Here is a 17,295-nt window from a genome sequence, read left to right on the forward strand (position 1 = left end):
TTAGGAGGAAATATAATGGAAAATGAAATGTTTTGTTACCAATGTGAGCAAACTGTTGGTGGAAAAGGTTGTACAAGGGTTGGGGTCTGTGGAAAATCCCCAGTAATTGCAGCTTTTCAAGATATGATAATCTATGAAGTTAAGGGGATTGGCATAATCGGTAAAAGTATATTAGATAGAGGGGGATTTATAGAGGATATTTATATAAAAGCTATAGAAGATTCACTATTTATGACTTTAACTAACGTAAATTTTGATTTTAAAGAGCATATAAAATGCCTTAAAGGGTTAAATAAATTAAAACTTAAATTATTAGATGATACTTCAGACTTAGAAGATAATAGAGAAGAGGTAACATACGAATTAAGTGAATCAGTAGATGAGATTTTAAATTATAGCAAAAGGGCGTCTATTATGTTTAATGATTCTTTAGATCAAGATATAAGATCTTTAAGGCAAACTATATTATACGGATTAAAAGGAGTTGCAGCTTATAGTCATCAAGCAAGATTTTTAAATTATAGGGACGTAGAGGTAGATAAATTTTATTTTGAAGCCTTAGAGGGAATAACTGACCCTAAAAAAAGTGTAGATGATTTAATAGAACTAACTTTAAAAACTGGAGAAATAAGCGTTAAAGTTATGAGACTATTAGATAAGGCAAATACAGAAAGCTTTAATAACCCAAAACCTACAAAAGTGAATGTAAAGATAAAAAAAGGACATTTTATAATAGTTTCAGGACATGATTTAAAAGATTTAGAAATGCTTTTAAAGCAAACAGAAGGAACAGGAATAAATATATACACACACGGAGAAATGCTCCCTGCACACGGATATCCAGAACTTAAAAAATATAAACATCTAGTAGGAAATTTTGGTAGTGCTTGGCAAAATCAGCAAGAAGAGTTTGACGGCTTAGAAGGATGCATTTTAATGACTACAAACTGCTTAATGAAACCTAGAGAAAGTTATAAAGATAGAATATTTTCTACGAGCGTTGTAGGGTATGAAGGGATAGAACATATAAAGACAAGAGAAGATTCAACAAAAGATTTTAGTTGTATTATTGAAAAAGCATTAGAGTTACCTGGTTTTTTAGAAGATGAAGAGGTAAAAGAAATAACTGTAGGTTTTGCAAGAAATGCAACACTAGAAAATGCAGAAAAAATAATAGAATTAATAAATTCAGGAGATATAAGGCATTTCTTCTTAATAGGTGGCTGCGATGGTGCAAGACCTGGAAGAAATTATTACACAGAACTTGCAGAAAAAGTACCAAAAGACTGTGTTATTTTAACTTTAGCTTGCGGTAAATATAGATTTAATAAATTAAACTTTGGAGAAATAAAAGGAATTCCAAGGCTTTTAGACGTAGGGCAATGTAACGATGCATATTCAGCTTTAAGAATAGCTATGACTTTAGCAGATGCCTTTGAAGTTGATATAAACGACTTACCTTTATCTATAGTTTTATCTTGGTATGAGCAAAAGGCAGTATGCGATTTACTTGCACTTTTATATTTAGGGGTAAAAGATATATTACTAGGGCCTTCTCTTCCTGCATTTTTAAGTCCAAACGTTTTAGATTTTTTAATAAAAACATTCAATTTAAAACCTATAAGTACAGCAGATGAGGATTTAAAAATGATGTTAAAATAATAGGGTGCTTTAAAAGCACCCTAGATTTATTCTAAGCTATATACTAAGTTTAAATCCCACTCTTTAGCTAACTCATAAGCTTTAACTGTAGCTTCATCAAAAATTTGTTCTGGGCTATGTGCATCAGATGAAACTATAACTTTTAAACCTTGTTCTTTAGCTATATCCCAAAATCTCCTATAAGGATATCTATATCTATATCCGTCTGGGAAGTCAAATTTTCCGGCTCTTATTCCATTTGCATTAAATTCTAAAATAGTTTTGTTTCTTTTAGCAGCATCTATTATTATATTTATTGATTTTAAGGCGTTATCATCAAAATCTAATTTGTTTAAAAAAATTAAATCTGGATGTGCGAGCATCTTGAAAAGACCTGTATCTAAGCCATCACTTATAGATTTAGCGTAAGCTATATAATCTTTAGTAGAAGTGAGCTCAAAGTTATTTATAAAAGGATAATCCTTTGTGACAGTTATATGTTGTCCTAAGATTAGATAGTCAAAATCGTTTAAAAGATGCTTATAGTAATTTAAGTTTTTTTTGTTATATTCAATTTCTAAACCAAGTTTAATAGAAATTTTATTTTTATATTTCTTTTTTAAATTTAAAATTGAATTCATATAATCATCTAATTCGTTATATTGCATTCTAAGTCCATACCTGTTATCTGGATAAGGTGCATGATCACTGAATCCTAAAACATCTAGTCCTTTTTCTATTGCAGAAATTACATATTCTTCGTCAGTACCTTTAGCGTGAAGGCATCTTGAAGTATGAGTGTGAAAATTTACTTTATTAAGCATAAAACCCCTCCCTTTTTCAGTAAACCTTTACTATATTATAAACCATAAAAAGGAAAAAATCTAATTTGTAATAAAAAAAGTATTGAAATAATTGTAAGATATATTTATAATATATAAAAATGAATATTATTAAAAATATTGATAGAGAAGAGTAAATATAAGAAATCTTTAAAGAGAGTCAACGTTTGCTGAGAGTTTGATAAGATTTTTATATAGAAAGCAGCTCTTGAATTTCTTTTTGAGAACTAAGCTTAAAGCTTAATAAAATTAGACGTCTTTCTCACGTTATAGAGAAAATAGAAAGATTTTCTATAGCTAAGAGAGCAAAATTCTTTTGCTTATTAGGGTGGTACCGCGGAATTAACCTTCGTCCCTGCATTTTGTAGTGATGTAAGGTTTTTATTATTTTTAGGAGGTTTTATATTATGGAAGAAATTTTAGAAGTATTAGAACAAAATAGTAGATACACGGATAATGAAATAGCCGTTATGGTTGGAAAATCAGTTGAGGAAGTTAGGGATGCTATAAGAGATTACGAAGAGAAAAATATAATTGCAGGATATACGACTTTAATAAACTGGGAAAATACAGGAACAGAGACTGTGACAGCTTTAATTCAAGTTAAAATAACACCTCAAAGGGGACAAGGGTTTGATAAAGTTGCAGAAAGAATTTATAAATTTAGAGAAGTTAAAGCTTGTTATTTAATGAGTTCAGGTGGATTTGATTTAACTGTAATAGTTGAAGGAAAAACAATGAAGGAAGTAGCTATGTTTGTATCAGAAAAACTATCAGTTCAAGAATACGTTCAAGGAACAGCAACACACTTCGTACTTAAAAAATATAAAGATCACGGAAGAATATTTAAAGATAAAACAGTTAAAGAAAGAGAGGCTATATTTGTATGATGATGGAAAAAATGATATTAGACAACGTTAAAAATATGCCGCCATCTGGGATTAGGAAATATTTTGATATGATTAATGAAATGGATGATGTTATATCTTTAGGGGTTGGAGAACCAGATTTTGTAACGCCTTGGAACATAACAGAAGCTGGAATATACTCTCTTGAAAAAGGACATACTCATTATTCTTCAAATGCTGGGTTTGTAGAATTAAGAGAGGAAATTTCAAATTATTTATATAGGAAATATAATTTGAATTATGATAAAGATACTGAAATTTTAGTAACAGTTGGTGGAAGTGAGGCTATAGATTTAGCACTAAGGGCTCTTGTTGGACCGGGGGATGAAGTTATAATTCCAGAACCTAGCTTTGTAGCTTACAGAGGATGCACAGCTTTTACTGGCGCTACAGCTAGAATTATAAATTTAAGGGAAGAAGATGAATTTAAGTTAACTAAAGAGCTTTTATTAGATGCTATAAATGAAAGAACTAAGGTTTTAATTCTTCCATTTCCAAATAATCCAACAGGGGCAATAATGACTTATGACGAGCTTAAGGAAATAGTAGATGTAGTTAAAGATAGAGATATAGTTATTTTATCAGATGAAATATATTCAGAACTTTCGTATGACAAAAATCATGTATCCTTTGCATCTTTTGAAGAAGTTAGAGATAAAACTTTAGTAGTTAATGGATTTTCAAAAGCTTTTGCTATGACAGGTTGGCGACTTGGATATGCTTGTGGAAACGAAGTATTAATAGATGCTATGAAAAAAATTCATCAATATGGGATAATGTGTTCGCCAACTATAGCGCAATACGCAGCTATAGAGGGGCTTAAGCATGGTGATGAAAGCGTAAGAAAGATGGCAAACGAATATAATAGAAGAAGAAGAGTTATGTTAAATGGATTTAGAGAGATGGGGCTTGATTGCTTTGAGGCATTAGGTGCACTTTATTTATTTCCGTCTATTAAATCAACAGGTTTAACTTCAGATGAGTTTTGTGAAAAACTACTTTTAGAAGAAAAGGTATTAGCAGTACCTGGAAGTGCTTTTGGAGATTGTGGTGAAGGATTTATAAGAACTTGCTATGCAGCTTCAATGGATGATTTAGTAGAAGCATTAAAGAGAATTAAAAGGTTTGTTTTAAAACATCAAAAATAATCTTGAAATTAAAGAGGTAAAGTATTAGTATAAACTTACTGGAAAAAATTATACAAAATACTAAAGTTTTCATAAGGAGAATCGAATATGGAAAAAGAAAAAAGTACTGACTTAGGTAATGGCAAAATTAAAAAGCTTCTTTTTAGTCTGGCGGTTCCAGCTATTATAGCGCAGTTAGTAAATGTTTTATATAACATTGTAGATAGAATATTTATAGGGAGAATGGTTAGTGGCGAACTTGCTATGGCAGGAGTTGGAGTTGCATTTCCTATAATTATGATAGTCTCAGCATTTAGTGCCCTTATCGGCATGGGGGGTGCGCCACTTGCTGCAATAAAGATGGGTAAAAAGGATAATGGCGGCGCTGAAAAAATTATGACTAATAGTTTTACAAGTCTTATAGGTGTGGGAGTTTTATTGACTATAGTATTTTTAATTTTTAAAGAACCTATTTTAATAGCGTTTGGTGCAAGTAGTAATACATTAGGATATGCTATGGATTATTTAGCTATTTATTTAATTGGAACTGTTTTTGTTCAAATTGCACTTGGAATGAATCCATTTATAAATACCCAAGGATTTGCAAAAATCGGAATGGCAACTGTTATGATAGGAGCGGTTATAAATATTATTTTAGATCCTATATTAATTTTTGGATTTGATATGGGGGTTAAAGGTGCTGCTTTAGCCACTGTATGTGGACAACTTGTATCTGCAGTTTGGGTTTTAAAATTTTTGTTTGGAAAAGAAACAATATTAAAAATAAGAAAGAAGTTTTTAGTTCCAGAAGTTAAGGTTATGCTTTCAGTTTTAGCTTTAGGTATATCACCTTTTATAATGCAAGCTACAGAAAGTTTATTGATTATTGTAATGAATAATCAATTATCAAGGTTTGGTGGAGATATTGCAGTTGGTGCTATGACTATAATGGCAAGCATTATGCAAATTGTAATTCTACCACTTATGGGACTGACTCAAGGAGCGCAGCCTATAATGAGTTATAACTACGGTGCAGAAAAACTTTCAAGAGTTCGTGAAACCTTTAAGTTATTATTAAAAATAAGTTTATCTTATACAGTGGTTATGTGGTTACTACTTATGGCTTTCCCTGGAGTTTTTGTAAGTATATTTAATAAAAATCCAGAACTTTACACGCAAACTTCTTGGAGTATAAAGATATACTTTGCGGGGATTTTGGTTTTTGGTGCTCAAATAGCTTGTCAGCAAACATTTTTAGCATTAGGACAAGCAAAGAAGTCATTATTGTTAGCCCTTCTTAGAAAGGTTATTTTACTTATCCCGCTAGCTATAATATTACCAAACTTTTTTGAAAATAAAGTATTTGGGGTGTTAGTTTCTGAACCAGTAGCCGATATTTTAGCAACAGTAATTACAGTAGTAACATTTGTTTTATTTTATAAAAAGGTTTTATCAGTAGATAAAAATTTAAAAGAAAAAGAAATTAGTATTTAAATTTTTAATAAAAGCTAAGGTTTAAACCTTGGCTTTTATTTTATTTTTAAAATTACACTAAGATTTTAGGTAAAAATATAAAAGGCTTTGTCAAATATTGACTAAAAATAAAATAGGAGTATTATTATATATAGAAATAGCTAAGTAGTAAATGTGCCGGTTTATTATTTAGTCCATAAATTTCAAATTCTATTTTAAATTTATATTACAAGCGTGCCGGTTTGTGATATTTTTAATTGAATTATTATAAGAAACGGAAAGTGTTTACTTTCCGTTTCTTATTTTTTAAATAAATTTATGAGTTTATAATAGTTTAATATTATAAATTAAAAATAAGAGTGATATAATAAAAAGGTTAAAAAGTTTAAATTTTAAAGTATAGGAATAATTAAGTAATTAATACTATTTTAAATTTATAAAGTACAAAAGAAAGGATGAAAAAAATGAAGGAACTTATAGATTTACATTGTCATACTATATCAAGTGGTCATGCTTATAGTACTGTAAAAGAAAATATAGATTCAGCAAATGAAAAAGGACTTAAATATTTAGGTGTATCAGACCACGCACCAATGATGCCAGGAACAGCACATATTTATCATTTCAATAACCTTAAAGTAATACCAAAGGTAGTAGGTAATGTAAGAAACCTTTTAGGGGCAGAAGTAAATATATTAGATTATGAAGGAACTGTAGATATGACTGAGGATGAATTGAAATCTTTAGATTATGCAATAGTTAGTCTTCATCCACCTTGCATTCCTTTTGGAACAAAAGAAGAAAATACAAATGCTGTAATCAGTGCAATAAAACATCCAAACGTAAAAGTTATAGGTCATTTAGATGATTCAAGATATCCTGTTGATTACGAAAAAGTTGTAAAAGAAGCCAAGAAATTAGGAGTTTTACTTGAACTTAATAACTCATCTTTAAAGCCTAACGGATTTAGATTAGGTGCAAGAGAGAATGCAAAAATATTATTAAAAGAATGTGAAAAACAAGGTGCTATGATAATTTTTGGAAGTGATTCTCATATATGTTATGATATAGGTAGATTTGATTACTGCAAAGAAGTAGTAAAAGAATTTGGATTTAATGAAGAACTTATTTTAAATTATAATGAGGAAAAGATAAAAGAAATATTTAATTTATAAAGTAATAAATTTTGGGGGAGAGTATGTATAGTAGAAGGGGAGTTAAGGTTTTATATCTGGGAATTAAAGGAATGGGAATCTCTAGAAGTTTAAATAAAGATAAAGCTGTAAAAAGTGAAGTTAAATGCTTAAGGCATGGTAATGCAGTCAGTTTTTATAAAGTTTATACTGTTTTCTTAAATGAGATAAATATAAGTATTATAAGTATCGCAAGAACTAATTATAAATGCTTTGAAGAGATAATAGAAAAAGAGATAAATAAAAATGATAATGTTTTAATCCTAGGTGATGATGAAAGAAAAAGCAAAATCGATTTGTACATAAAATCTATTAAAGATAAACTTAATAATTATATAGACATAAAATTAGATAAAAATTTTATAGATAGATCTTTAAATATAGAAAAAGAAAAACTTACAAAAGAGATTTTTAATTTTTTTATAAGGAAGATTTTGATTGGAAATATAAAAAAAGAAGGAAATATTTATCTAACGCCTATAGGAAACGTTAATGTATTTGGAAAGACTGTATACAAAGTTTTAGAAGAAAATAAAAATTTACAGTATGCACTAGATCTAAGAATTGATATCTTTTCAGGAAAAGAATTTGATTTAAATGAGTTAACTCATATTATAGATCCAATACAAGAATACTTAGATTCTAAAAGTCTCATTGAAATAAACAACATTAATTTAGAAAATAAAGAAGAATTATATTTTTTAATGCTAGAAATTAATTGATTTCTAGCATTTTTTTATTTCAATTAGTCTAAAAATTAACAAAGAATGGTTAATTTCATATAAAAAATAAGTAAAAAACACTATTTAAATATTATTATTCACTTAAATAAGTTAAAAAACTCTTTAGAAACTTAAATATAATTGTTTGGTACTTGTTAATGTAATAACATAAGTGTGAAAGAAATAACAAACAAAAAGAGGAGGAAATCGAAAATGGATATATTATCGATTTTGCAAAAAACACTTACTGATAACGAAATTATGGGTGCAATATTTTCATCAGTAGCAATTATATTTTTAGGATTTTATTTAAGAAGAAAAAACATAATAAATGATGGAGCTTCAAAAGTTCTAACAAAAGTAGTTCTTTCAGTTGCAATTCCTGCATTAGCTTTAAAATCTTTCTTAGTTGATATAAATAAGAAAAGTTTACAAGAAGGTATGAGCTTATTAATCTGGGGATTTGTAATTTATATTCTTTTAATTTTCGTAACTAAAATACTTTATTCAAAGTATAAAGGCGAAAAACAAGAAGTACTTAGAGTATTAACAGTATTTGGATCAACTACATTCTTCGGAACTCCAATAGTACAAGCTGTTTATGGAGCAGTAGGAGTTATGTATTCATCAATATTTAACATAGCATACAGAGTTTTCTTATATTCATATGGATATATCAAAATGTCTGGTGTAAAAATGGACAAGTCAAACATGAAAAAGAACTTAAAAGAAATGTTCTTAAATCCAATAATAATCGCAACATTCTTAGGGTTATTTATATGGTTATTCCAAGATATGCTTCCACAAGTTGCAGTAACAACAAAAGAGGGAGTAAAAGAAGTTGCATTTTTAAGAATAGATCAAACTTTACCATGGCTTTATAAACCACTTACTTATTTAAGTGCTTTATGCTCACCACTAGCTTGGCTTGCAATAGGAGCTCAATTAGCAGCAATACCATTTAAAGAAGCTATGGGATCAAAAGATTCATGGTTCTACAGCATACAAAAGGTAATCATAGTACCAGCTATAAATATAGTTATACTTTATGTATTAAATGTTACAGGTATTTTACCTATGTCATATGTAGGATTAGCTACAGTTGTAATAATGATGGCAGCTCCAACTGCAACAGTTGCAGCAGCGTATGCAATAAGTTTTGATAAAGAATCACTTTTATCATCAAACTGCTCATTACTATCAACAATAGTAGCAGTAGTTGCTATGCCGTTTTGGATAGTGATTTTAGAAGTAATTAAAAATTTAGGATTATTTGTTTAAATAAAATTTTGAATTTAGATGAGATGCTTTTAAGCATTTCATTTAAATTCTTTTAGTCATAGGAGGAAATAAATATGGGAATCAAATTAGTATGTTATGGAGTAAGAGATACAGAGGTGGAATTTTTCCACAAATTAAATAAGTATGGATATGAATTAAAATTAGTAAACACTGGTTTAAATCATGAAAATGTAAAAGAAGCTATAGGCGCTGAAGCTATAATGGTTAGAGGAAACTGTATGGCTGATAGACAAAACTTAGAGCTTTTAGCTAAGAGTGGATTAAAATATGTTTTAACAAGAACAGTAGGTTTTGACCACGTTGACTTAGAAGCAGTTAAAGAACTAGGATTAAAATCAGCTAGAGTACCTGGATATTCACCAAATGCTATAGGAGAGCTTGCAGTTTCTCACGCAATGATGCTTTTAAGACATACAGCTTATGCAGTAGAGAGAACTAAAAATAAAAACTTTATAGTTGATGCTGAAATGTTTAGTAAAGAAATAAGAAATTGTACAGTAGGTATAATTGGAGCTGGTAAAATAGGATTAACTACAGCTAAACTTTTCAAAGGGTTAGGGGCTAGAGTTATTGCATTTGACGTATTCCAAAGTGATGCAGCTAAAGAGGTTGTTGAATTTGTAAGTCAAGAAGAGTTAATAAAAACATCAGATGTTATTTCAGTTCATATGCCATATATAAAAGATGTAAACTATCACTTCATAAATAAAGAGTTTATATCTAATATGAAAGAAGGAGCTATATTATTAAATACAGCTAGAGGAGAACTTCAAGATTTAGATGCTATTTTAGAAGGTCTTGAAAGTGGAAAAGTTGGAGGATTTGGAACTGACGTTTTAGAAGGAGAAAAGAGATTCTTCTTTAAAGACTTAAATGGACAAGAGTTAGAAGATCCTACTGTTGAAAAGTTAGTTAATATGTATCCTAAAGTTTTAATAACTCCTCATATAGGATCATATACAGATGAAGCTTTAACTAATATGATAAGTATTTCTTATGACAATATGAATGAGTATTTAACTGAAAATACTTGTAAAAATGCAATAGCTTAATTAGACACAGAAACTTACTTATATTTACAAAAAGTTTATCCAAACAATTGTAAATATATGATAACATTATAAAAAACTTATAATGTTTGGAGTGTGTTCTATGGGTAAAATGCATGAAGATAAAGAGCAAAAGGTAGTTCGAAAAGTAGCTATAATAGCTTGTATAATTTTAGTTTTAGGATTTGTAGCAATGGCATTTGCAGGAGTTCTATACTAGTATAAAAAGCGCAGATATTAATGTCTGCGTTTTTTATTTTTTATTAGATTAAAATTAGTAGAAAAAAAGTAAAAAGTATATTACTCTAATAGAAAAGGAGGAATTATGAAATTTAAAAATAAAGTAAGAATAATTTGTATTGCAATTGCAACTATACCTCTTATAATGTCTTATGTATTTTTTACTAACTTAATGCTTAAATCAATCGAAGATAATATTGAAAGTGATTTAAAAGAAACTGCATTTGTAGTAAGTAATACTCCCTTGGTTCAAGAAAAATTAAAAGATGAAGATAATGATAGATCTATCCAAGATTATGTAAATGAATATATAGAAAACTTTAGAAACGTAGATATTATTGTAGTTGGAGATATGAAAGGGATTAAATATTCCCACTTAGATAAGTCTCAAGTTGGAGAAAGATACAAAAATCCTGACAATCAAAAAGTAATTAATACGGGAGAAAGTTATTTTTCAACTATGGAAGGTTCTGTTGGAATTACATATAGATACTTTAAACCGATATATCTTGAAGGAAAACAAGTAGGGTTTGTTATGGTTGGTAAGTATCTATCAGATATGGAAAAAATGAATGCTAAAACTATATTTTCTTATGGAGGAGTACTTTTAATTGTAATACTTATAACTATAATACTCGCAGAGTATTTTGCAAGAAAGGTAAAAGAATCAATATTAGGGCTTGAACCTGAAGAGATATCAAGGCTCTACAGAGAAAAAAGAATAATTTTAGATACGATTAGTAATCCTGTAATAGCTATTGATAAAAATAATAAAGTGATAGAGAAAAATATTGAATGTATAAAAAAATATAGTGACTTAGAAGTAAATGATTTAGTATTAAAACTTAAAGAAAGTATAGAAGAGAAGAAATGTTTTAAAATGAAAGAATTTATAATTAAAGATGAAAAGGTATTTGTAAATTTAAGTTTTATTGAAGACTCTGGAAAGTATTTTGGTGCAGTTATTAGTATTATGAATAGGGATAATATAAGTAAAGTTGCAAGAGAAATAACAGGGGTAGATGAGATGCTTAAAAATATAAGAGCAAATATTCACGAGTTTAAAAATAAACTTCATGTGATACTTGGGCTTATAAACGTTGAGGAATACGATGAGGCTAAAAAGTATATAAATCAATGTCAAACAGAAGTAGATGCTAAAAAGCTTAACGTTTCAAATGTAAAAGACAATTTACTTAGTGCAATGATTCTTAGTAAAAAACTTATAGCAAAAGAAAAAGATATTAGGTTTGAAATAAATAAAAAAACTTCAGTTTTAAAAGATCACGGAAGAATAACTTCTACAGATATAGTTATAATATTAGGTAACCTTATAGAAAACGCTTATGATTCTTTTGATAACGCAAAAAGAAAGGATAAATACGTTTTAGTATATCTAAATGAAAATAGTGAAAAAATAGAAATGCAAGTAAAAGATAACGGAAAAAAAATAGACCCTTTAATTAGAGAGTATATTTTTGAATCTGGAGTAAGTTCTAAAGGAGAAGGTAGAGGAATTGGATTATCTACTTTAAAGGGAAGAGTAGAACTTTATGATGGTGATATTGATATTATAGAAGAAAAAGATTATAAAATCTTTAAAGTAACATTAAAAAAATAGATGAAGGTGAAATATGAGAAAAGTAATTATAGTTGAAGATGACCCTATGGTAGCTTTAATTAATAGAAAATACGTAGAGATGGTAGAAGGCTTTAGTGTATGTAGTGTAGTTACAACTAAAGATGAACTTATAGAAAATTTAAAAAAAGAAGATATAAGTTTAATACTTTTAGATGTATATCTTCCTAAAGAAAATGGTTTTGAAATTCTAAAAGATATTAGAGAAAAAGGATTTTTAACAGATGTAATAATGATGACTGCAGCTGATAATAATGAAGAGATAAAAAGAGCCTTTGCCTATGGTGCTATTGATTATTTAATAAAGCCCTTTGAGTTTGATAGATTTAAAATAGCGTTAGAAAAATACAACACTAAAAATGAACTATTAAAAAGCTCTAAAAAGTTAAATCAAGCTAAAGTAGATAGCCTTTATAATACTAAAAAGGAATTAGACAGAGATCTTCCTAAAGGTATAAATAAAAAAACTTTACTTAGAATATACGATTTAGTAAAAGAAGATAAGAGGGAGATTTGGACTATAAAGAATCTTTCAGAAGAACTTGGTATAAGTAATGTTACAATAAAAAAATATATTGATTACTTAGAATCTATAGGAGAAGTTAAGGTAGATATTGATTATGGAAATATAGGAAGACCTGAATATAAATTAATTTTTTCGAAAAATTAGATAATTTACTTATAGAAAAAAATGTGTGATAATAATAAATAGTTTAATAAAATTGTGTTTATATTGTATGAGTAATAAATAAATCTTAGTGAGGGAGTAAATATGAAGATAGGTTTTGATCACAAAAAATACTTAGAGGAACAATCAAAGTATATTCTAGAGAGAGTTAACAATTATGATAAGTTATATTTAGAGTTTGGAGGTAAATTATTATTTGATTTACACGCTAAAAGAGTATTACCAGGCTTTGATGAGAATGCTAAGATAAAATTATTACATAAGCTTAGAGAAAATGTAGAAATAATAATCTGTTTATATGCAGGAGATATTGAAAGAAATAAAATTAGAGGAGATTTTGGAATAACTTACGATGTTGACGTTTTAAGACTTATTGATGATTTAAGATCATATGACTTAGATGTAAATAGTGTAGTTATAACAAGATATAACGAGCAACCTGCAACTAATGTATTTATAAACAAACTTGAGAGAAGAGGAATAAAGGTTTATAAACATAGAGCTACTAAAGGATACCCTACAGATGTAGATACTATAGTAAGTGAAGAAGGATATGGAAAAAATCCATATATAGAGACTGAAAAACCTATAGTAGTAGTAACAGCTCCAGGACCTGGAAGTGGAAAACTTGCAACTTGTTTAAGTCAGCTTTATCACGAGTCAAGACTTGGAAGAGAAGCTGGTTATTCTAAATTTGAAACTTTCCCAGTTTGGAACGTTCCTTTAAAACATCCTTTAAATATAGCATACGAAGCTGCTACAGCAGATTTAAAAGATGTAAATATGATAGATTCATTCCACTTTGATGCATATAACAAAGTAGCTGTTAACTATAACAGAGATATTGAAAGTTTCCCAGTTTTAAAAAGGATTATAGAAAAGATTACAGGAAAAGAATCAGTCTATAAATCACCTACAGATATGGGAGTTAACAGAGTAGGTTTTGGAATAATTGATGACGAAGTAGTTAAAGAGGCATCAAAACAAGAAATAATAAGAAGATACTTTAAAACAGCTTGTGAGTACAAAAAAGGTTACGTAGATAAAGATACTTTTGAAAGAGTAGCTTTAATTATGGAAGAACTTAACTTAAAACCTCAAGATAGAAAAGTTGTAAATGTAGCTAGAGAAAAGTCAGAAGAATTAAAATCTACTACAAAAAGTGATATTTGTCCTGTAGTTTCTATGGAACTAGAAAATGGAACTATAGTAACTGGTAAAACTTCAGATTTAATGGAAGGAAGCGCAGCTGTTATAGTAAATGCAATAAAATACTTAGCAAATATTTCAGATGAAATTCATCTAATTTCACCTGCAATATTAGAGCCTATAATAAGTCTTAAAAAAGATACTTTAGCTTCTAAAAGACCAGCATTAAATGCTGAAGAGGTATTAATGGCTTTAAGTATTTCAAAAGCAACTAACCCTGTAGCTCAAGTAGCTTTAGATAAGTTAAATCTTTTAAAGGGAGCTCAAGCTCATTCAACTAATATTATTAGTAATAATGATGAGCAAACATTTAGAAAAATAGGTGTAGATATAACTTGCGATCCGGAATATCCAACGCAAAATTTATATTACTAACACTAAAAAGGTAGAGTTTTAAACTCTACCTTTTTTATTTTGCCTTAAATTATATTTTGTGAATTAAAAAATTAAAATATCTTATTTACTGTTTATTTTAAAAAAATTAAAAAAGTATTGACTTTGATAATAATTATCAATAGAATATAAATGAAAACAATAATCAAAAGAAAATAATTATCAAAAAAGGGGAGGGCGATTTGAAAAAAAGATATTTAATTCTTATATTAATATTTTTATCTTTTATATCTGTATTTATCGGAGTGTCTGATATAAAAATGTCTGATTTGTTTTTATTAGATAACGAAAAGGTAAATATATTACTAATAAGTAGAATACCTAGACTTATAAGTATAGTAACAGCTGGTATGGCTATGAGTGTTTCTGGGATTATAATGCAACAAATAAGTAACAATAAATTTATTTCTCCAACAACAGCTGCAACTATAGACTCTGCAAAATTTGGAGTGCTTATTTCAATGTTAATTTTTACAGGAGCAACATTACTTCAAAAAATGGTTGTATCTTTTATTTTTTCAATTTTAGGTACAGTTATATTTATGAAAATATTAAAATCAATTAAATTAAAAAACAGTATTTTCATTCCTTTAATTGGTATAATGCTCGGTAACGTTATTAGTTCAACTACAGATTTCTTTGCTTATAGGTATGACCTTATACAAAATATGAATTCTTTTTTACAAGGTGATTTTTCATCAGTTTTAAAAGGTAATTATGAACTTATACTACTTACTATACCTATCTTATCTTTTGGGTTTCTTTATGCAAATAAATTCACTATAGTCGGGATGGGGGAGGATATAGCAACAAACCTTGGAATTAAGTTTAATACTGTTATAAATATTGGAGTTTTAATAGTTGCAATAATGTCATCACTTGTTGTTATAACAGTAGGAAGTATTCCATATGTTGGACTTATTATACCTAATATAGTATCTATAAGGCTTGGAGATAACTTATCTAAAAATTTAGGTGTCACTGCTTTGTTTGGAGGAATATTTGTTTTAGCTTGTGATATTTTATCTAGAATAATAATTTATCCATATGAAATTCCAATAAGTCTAACTGTTGGTGTTATAGGAAGTTTTTCATTCTTGTACTTATTATTTAGGAGGCAAAGATATGGAAGTTAAAACAAGTTTTAATAAAGATAAAATTGTATTGCTTATTTTAAGTGTCATTGCAGTTATACTAGCATTTGTTTTTATCTTTGAAGGATTAAATGAAATTAATTTTAGCTACAATATATCAAAAAGAGTACCGAAGGTATTAGCTATTATAATTTCAGCTACAGCGATTGGGATATCATCTGTTATATTTCAAACAGTTACAGATAATAGAATTCTTACACCTAGTATATTAGGGTTAGATTCTTTATATGGATTATTTCAAACTTTTTCAGTCTTTGTTTTTGGAACAAGCAGCATAGTTATGACAAATAAGAATATAAACTTCTTTTTAGTTTTATTTCTTATGATTTTAAATTCTTTAATACTTCATAGAATGATGTTTAAAAAGAGAATAAATATATATTTAATGCTTTTAGTTGGAACTGTCTTTGGTACATTTTTTAAAAGTTTAAGTACATTTTTAAGTGTATTAATAGACCCTAATGATTTTCAAAGTTTACAGGGAAAACTTTTTGCAAGCTTTAATAATATAAATGTAAATATACTTTTTATTTCGTCTGTAATTATATTTATATTAGCTTTAAATATATTTGAAAAAACTAACTTATATGATGCATTACTACTTGGAAGAGATAATTCTATAAACATTGGAATTAATTACGAAAAGACTGCAAAGACAACTTTGATTTATGTATCTATATTAGTTTCTGTTTCAACTGCACTTGTAGGGCCTATAACCTTCCTTGGAATATTAGTATCTAATTTATCTTATAATTTAATGAAAAATTTTAGGCATAAGTACACTATATTTTGTGCAGTGCTTTTAGGGATAATATCTTTATTATTTGGACAACTTATCGTAGAGAGAATATTAAATTATACGAATACAGTAAGTACTATAATAAATTTTGTAGGCGGAATTTATTTTATTTACATAATAATTAAGGAGAATAAAAAATAATGATTGAGGTTAGAAATATTACTAAAAAATATGGGGATAAAAAAGTATTAGATGATGTTTCTTTAAAGATAGAAAAAGGAAAGATAACTTCTTTTATAGGACCAAATGGTGCAGGTAAAAGTACACTACTTTCTATAATTGCAAGAATCGATAAAGAATTCTTAGGGGAAGTAATAATTGATGATAAAGATATTAAAAATTATGATGAAAATGAGCTTTCAAAGAAACTTTCTATTTTAAGGCAGTCAAATAATATAAACGTAAGGATAACAGTAGAAGAATTAGTTAGCTTTGGAAGGTTTCCTTATTGCGCTGGAAGGCTTAAAAAGGAAGATTATAACTTAGTTAATAAGGCCATAAATTATATGGAACTTAATGAAATTAAAGATAAGTACTTAGATGAATTAAGTGGAGGGCAAAGACAACGGGCATTTATCGCAATGGTAATAGCACAAGATACTCAGTATATACTTTTAGATGAACCTTTAAATAATCTTGATATGAAGCATTCTGTTAAGATGATGAGGGTATTAAAAAATTTAGCTAAAGATTTAAATAAAACTGTAATAATCGTTATGCATGATATTAACTTTGCATCTTGTTATTCTGATAATATTGTTGTTTTAAAAGATGGAAAGCTTAAAGAATCAAATATAAGCCAAAAAATAATAAATAAAGATTTCTTAGAAGAGGTCTATGAAATAGAATTTGATATTCATAAAATAAATGAAAATAGTATATGTGTTTACTTTTAAGTAAAGATTAGGAGGAAAAA

At 27.9% G+C, this 17,295-nt stretch carries 15 protein-coding genes and 1 other annotated feature; of the genes, 14 read left to right on the plus strand and 1 reads right to left on the minus strand.

The genetic code is table 11. From position 1 onward, the window contains the following. The first annotated feature begins 15 nt into the window (after nucleotides 1-15). Entirely contained in the window at nucleotides 16-1,662 is a 1,647-nt protein-coding gene (gene hcp, locus INR60_RS09815) for a hydroxylamine reductase (protein WP_194191343.1), read from the plus strand. Between the two features lie 26 nt (nucleotides 1,663-1,688). On the opposite strand, the gene INR60_RS09820 is transcribed toward hcp, so the two are convergent. Continuing rightward, nucleotides 1,689-2,465, minus strand: coding sequence for a histidinol-phosphatase (locus INR60_RS09820; RefSeq protein WP_194191344.1), 777 nt, complete (start codon nucleotides 2,463-2,465; stop codon nucleotides 1,689-1,691). Nucleotides 2,466-2,594: 129 nt separating this feature from the next. Further along, nucleotides 2,595-2,843: a binding site (T-box leader), on the plus strand. A 47-nt stretch (nucleotides 2,844-2,890) separates the two neighbouring features. Between INR60_RS09820 and INR60_RS09825 the strand changes: the two genes are divergently transcribed. The 13 genes from INR60_RS09825 (at nucleotide 2,891) to INR60_RS09885 (ending at nucleotide 17,275) form a co-directional block, all read left to right on the plus strand. Beyond that, entirely contained in the window at nucleotides 2,891-3,373 is a 483-nt protein-coding gene (locus tag INR60_RS09825; RefSeq protein ID WP_194191345.1) for an Lrp/AsnC family transcriptional regulator, read from the plus strand. After that, entirely contained in the window at nucleotides 3,370-4,539 is a 1,170-nt protein-coding gene (locus tag INR60_RS09830; RefSeq protein WP_194191346.1) for an aminotransferase class I/II-fold pyridoxal phosphate-dependent enzyme, read from the plus strand. The genes INR60_RS09825 and INR60_RS09830 overlap by 4 nt, the downstream gene beginning before the upstream one ends. 87 nt (nucleotides 4,540-4,626) lie before the next feature. Beyond that, nucleotides 4,627-6,012 carry an MATE family efflux transporter gene (locus tag INR60_RS09835; protein WP_194191347.1) on the plus strand — a complete coding sequence of 462 codons (1,386 nt, stop codon included), beginning with the start codon at nucleotides 4,627-4,629 and terminating at the stop codon, nucleotides 6,010-6,012. Between the two features lie 443 nt (nucleotides 6,013-6,455). After that, nucleotides 6,456-7,166: a phosphatase gene (locus INR60_RS09840; protein WP_194191348.1), complete on the plus strand. Its 711-nt coding sequence runs from the start codon at nucleotides 6,456-6,458 to the stop codon at nucleotides 7,164-7,166. A gap of 23 nt (nucleotides 7,167-7,189) precedes the next feature. Continuing rightward, nucleotides 7,190-7,906: a hypothetical protein gene (locus INR60_RS09845; protein WP_194191349.1), complete on the plus strand. Its 717-nt coding sequence runs from the start codon at nucleotides 7,190-7,192 to the stop codon at nucleotides 7,904-7,906. A gap of 213 nt (nucleotides 7,907-8,119) precedes the next feature. Then, nucleotides 8,120-9,187, plus strand: a complete 1,068-nt coding sequence (locus INR60_RS09850) for an AEC family transporter (protein ID WP_207729552.1) — start codon at nucleotides 8,120-8,122, stop codon at nucleotides 9,185-9,187. A gap of 74 nt (nucleotides 9,188-9,261) precedes the next feature. Beyond that, the gene (locus tag INR60_RS09855) at nucleotides 9,262-10,260 is read left to right on the plus strand and encodes a 2-hydroxyacid dehydrogenase (protein WP_194191350.1); all 999 of its coding nucleotides are present in this window, start codon (nucleotides 9,262-9,264) and stop codon (nucleotides 10,258-10,260) included. A gap of 322 nt (nucleotides 10,261-10,582) precedes the next feature. Further along, complete coding sequence (locus INR60_RS09860) at nucleotides 10,583-12,118, plus strand: ATP-binding protein (RefSeq protein WP_194191351.1); 1,536 nt, start codon at nucleotides 10,583-10,585, stop codon at nucleotides 12,116-12,118. A 13-nt stretch (nucleotides 12,119-12,131) separates the two neighbouring features. Continuing rightward, entirely contained in the window at nucleotides 12,132-12,806 is a 675-nt protein-coding gene (locus tag INR60_RS09865; RefSeq protein WP_194191352.1) for a response regulator, read from the plus strand. A gap of 102 nt (nucleotides 12,807-12,908) precedes the next feature. Beyond that, entirely contained in the window at nucleotides 12,909-14,408 is a 1,500-nt protein-coding gene (locus tag INR60_RS09870) for a DUF1846 domain-containing protein (RefSeq protein ID WP_194191353.1), read from the plus strand. A 200-nt stretch (nucleotides 14,409-14,608) separates the two neighbouring features. Beyond that, nucleotides 14,609-15,562, plus strand: a complete 954-nt coding sequence (locus INR60_RS09875; RefSeq protein ID WP_194191354.1) for an ABC transporter permease — start codon at nucleotides 14,609-14,611, stop codon at nucleotides 15,560-15,562. Further along, nucleotides 15,552-16,520 (plus strand): iron chelate uptake ABC transporter family permease subunit, encoded by a 969-nt coding sequence (locus tag INR60_RS09880; protein WP_194191355.1) that lies wholly within the window; start codon nucleotides 15,552-15,554, stop codon nucleotides 16,518-16,520. Before INR60_RS09875 ends, INR60_RS09880 begins: the two co-directional genes overlap by 11 nt. Next, nucleotides 16,520-17,275, plus strand: a complete 756-nt coding sequence (locus tag INR60_RS09885; RefSeq protein WP_194191356.1) for an iron ABC transporter ATP-binding protein — start codon at nucleotides 16,520-16,522, stop codon at nucleotides 17,273-17,275. Before INR60_RS09880 ends, INR60_RS09885 begins: the two co-directional genes overlap by 1 nt. Nucleotides 17,276-17,295 lie beyond the last annotated feature (20 nt).

It is taken from the genome of Clostridium chrysemydis (assembly GCF_015234215.1).
In the GTDB taxonomy this organism is placed as follows: domain Bacteria; phylum Bacillota; class Clostridia; order Clostridiales; family Clostridiaceae; genus Clostridium; species Clostridium chrysemydis.

Coding starts and splice junctions, on each gene's coding strand:
- hcp (WP_194191343.1), top strand. CDS start 16: ATGGAAAATGAAATGTTTTGTTACCAATGTGAGCAAACTGTTGGTGGA.
- INR60_RS09820 (WP_194191344.1), bottom strand. CDS start 2,465: ATGCTTAATAAAGTAAATTTTCACACTCATACTTCAAGATGCCTTCAC.
- INR60_RS09825 (WP_194191345.1), top strand. CDS start 2,891: ATGGAAGAAATTTTAGAAGTATTAGAACAAAATAGTAGATACACGGAT.
- INR60_RS09830 (WP_194191346.1), top strand. CDS start 3,370: ATGATGATGGAAAAAATGATATTAGACAACGTTAAAAATATGCCGCCA.
- INR60_RS09835 (WP_194191347.1), top strand. CDS start 4,627: ATGGAAAAAGAAAAAAGTACTGACTTAGGTAATGGCAAAATTAAAAAG.
- INR60_RS09840 (WP_194191348.1), top strand. CDS start 6,456: ATGAAGGAACTTATAGATTTACATTGTCATACTATATCAAGTGGTCAT.
- INR60_RS09845 (WP_194191349.1), top strand. CDS start 7,190: ATGTATAGTAGAAGGGGAGTTAAGGTTTTATATCTGGGAATTAAAGGA.
- INR60_RS09850 (WP_207729552.1), top strand. CDS start 8,120: ATGGATATATTATCGATTTTGCAAAAAACACTTACTGATAACGAAATT.
- INR60_RS09855 (WP_194191350.1), top strand. CDS start 9,262: ATGGGAATCAAATTAGTATGTTATGGAGTAAGAGATACAGAGGTGGAA.
- INR60_RS09860 (WP_194191351.1), top strand. CDS start 10,583: ATGAAATTTAAAAATAAAGTAAGAATAATTTGTATTGCAATTGCAACT.
- INR60_RS09865 (WP_194191352.1), top strand. CDS start 12,132: ATGAGAAAAGTAATTATAGTTGAAGATGACCCTATGGTAGCTTTAATT.
- INR60_RS09870 (WP_194191353.1), top strand. CDS start 12,909: ATGAAGATAGGTTTTGATCACAAAAAATACTTAGAGGAACAATCAAAG.
- INR60_RS09880 (WP_194191355.1), top strand. CDS start 15,552: ATGGAAGTTAAAACAAGTTTTAATAAAGATAAAATTGTATTGCTTATT.
- INR60_RS09885 (WP_194191356.1), top strand. CDS start 16,520: ATGATTGAGGTTAGAAATATTACTAAAAAATATGGGGATAAAAAAGTA.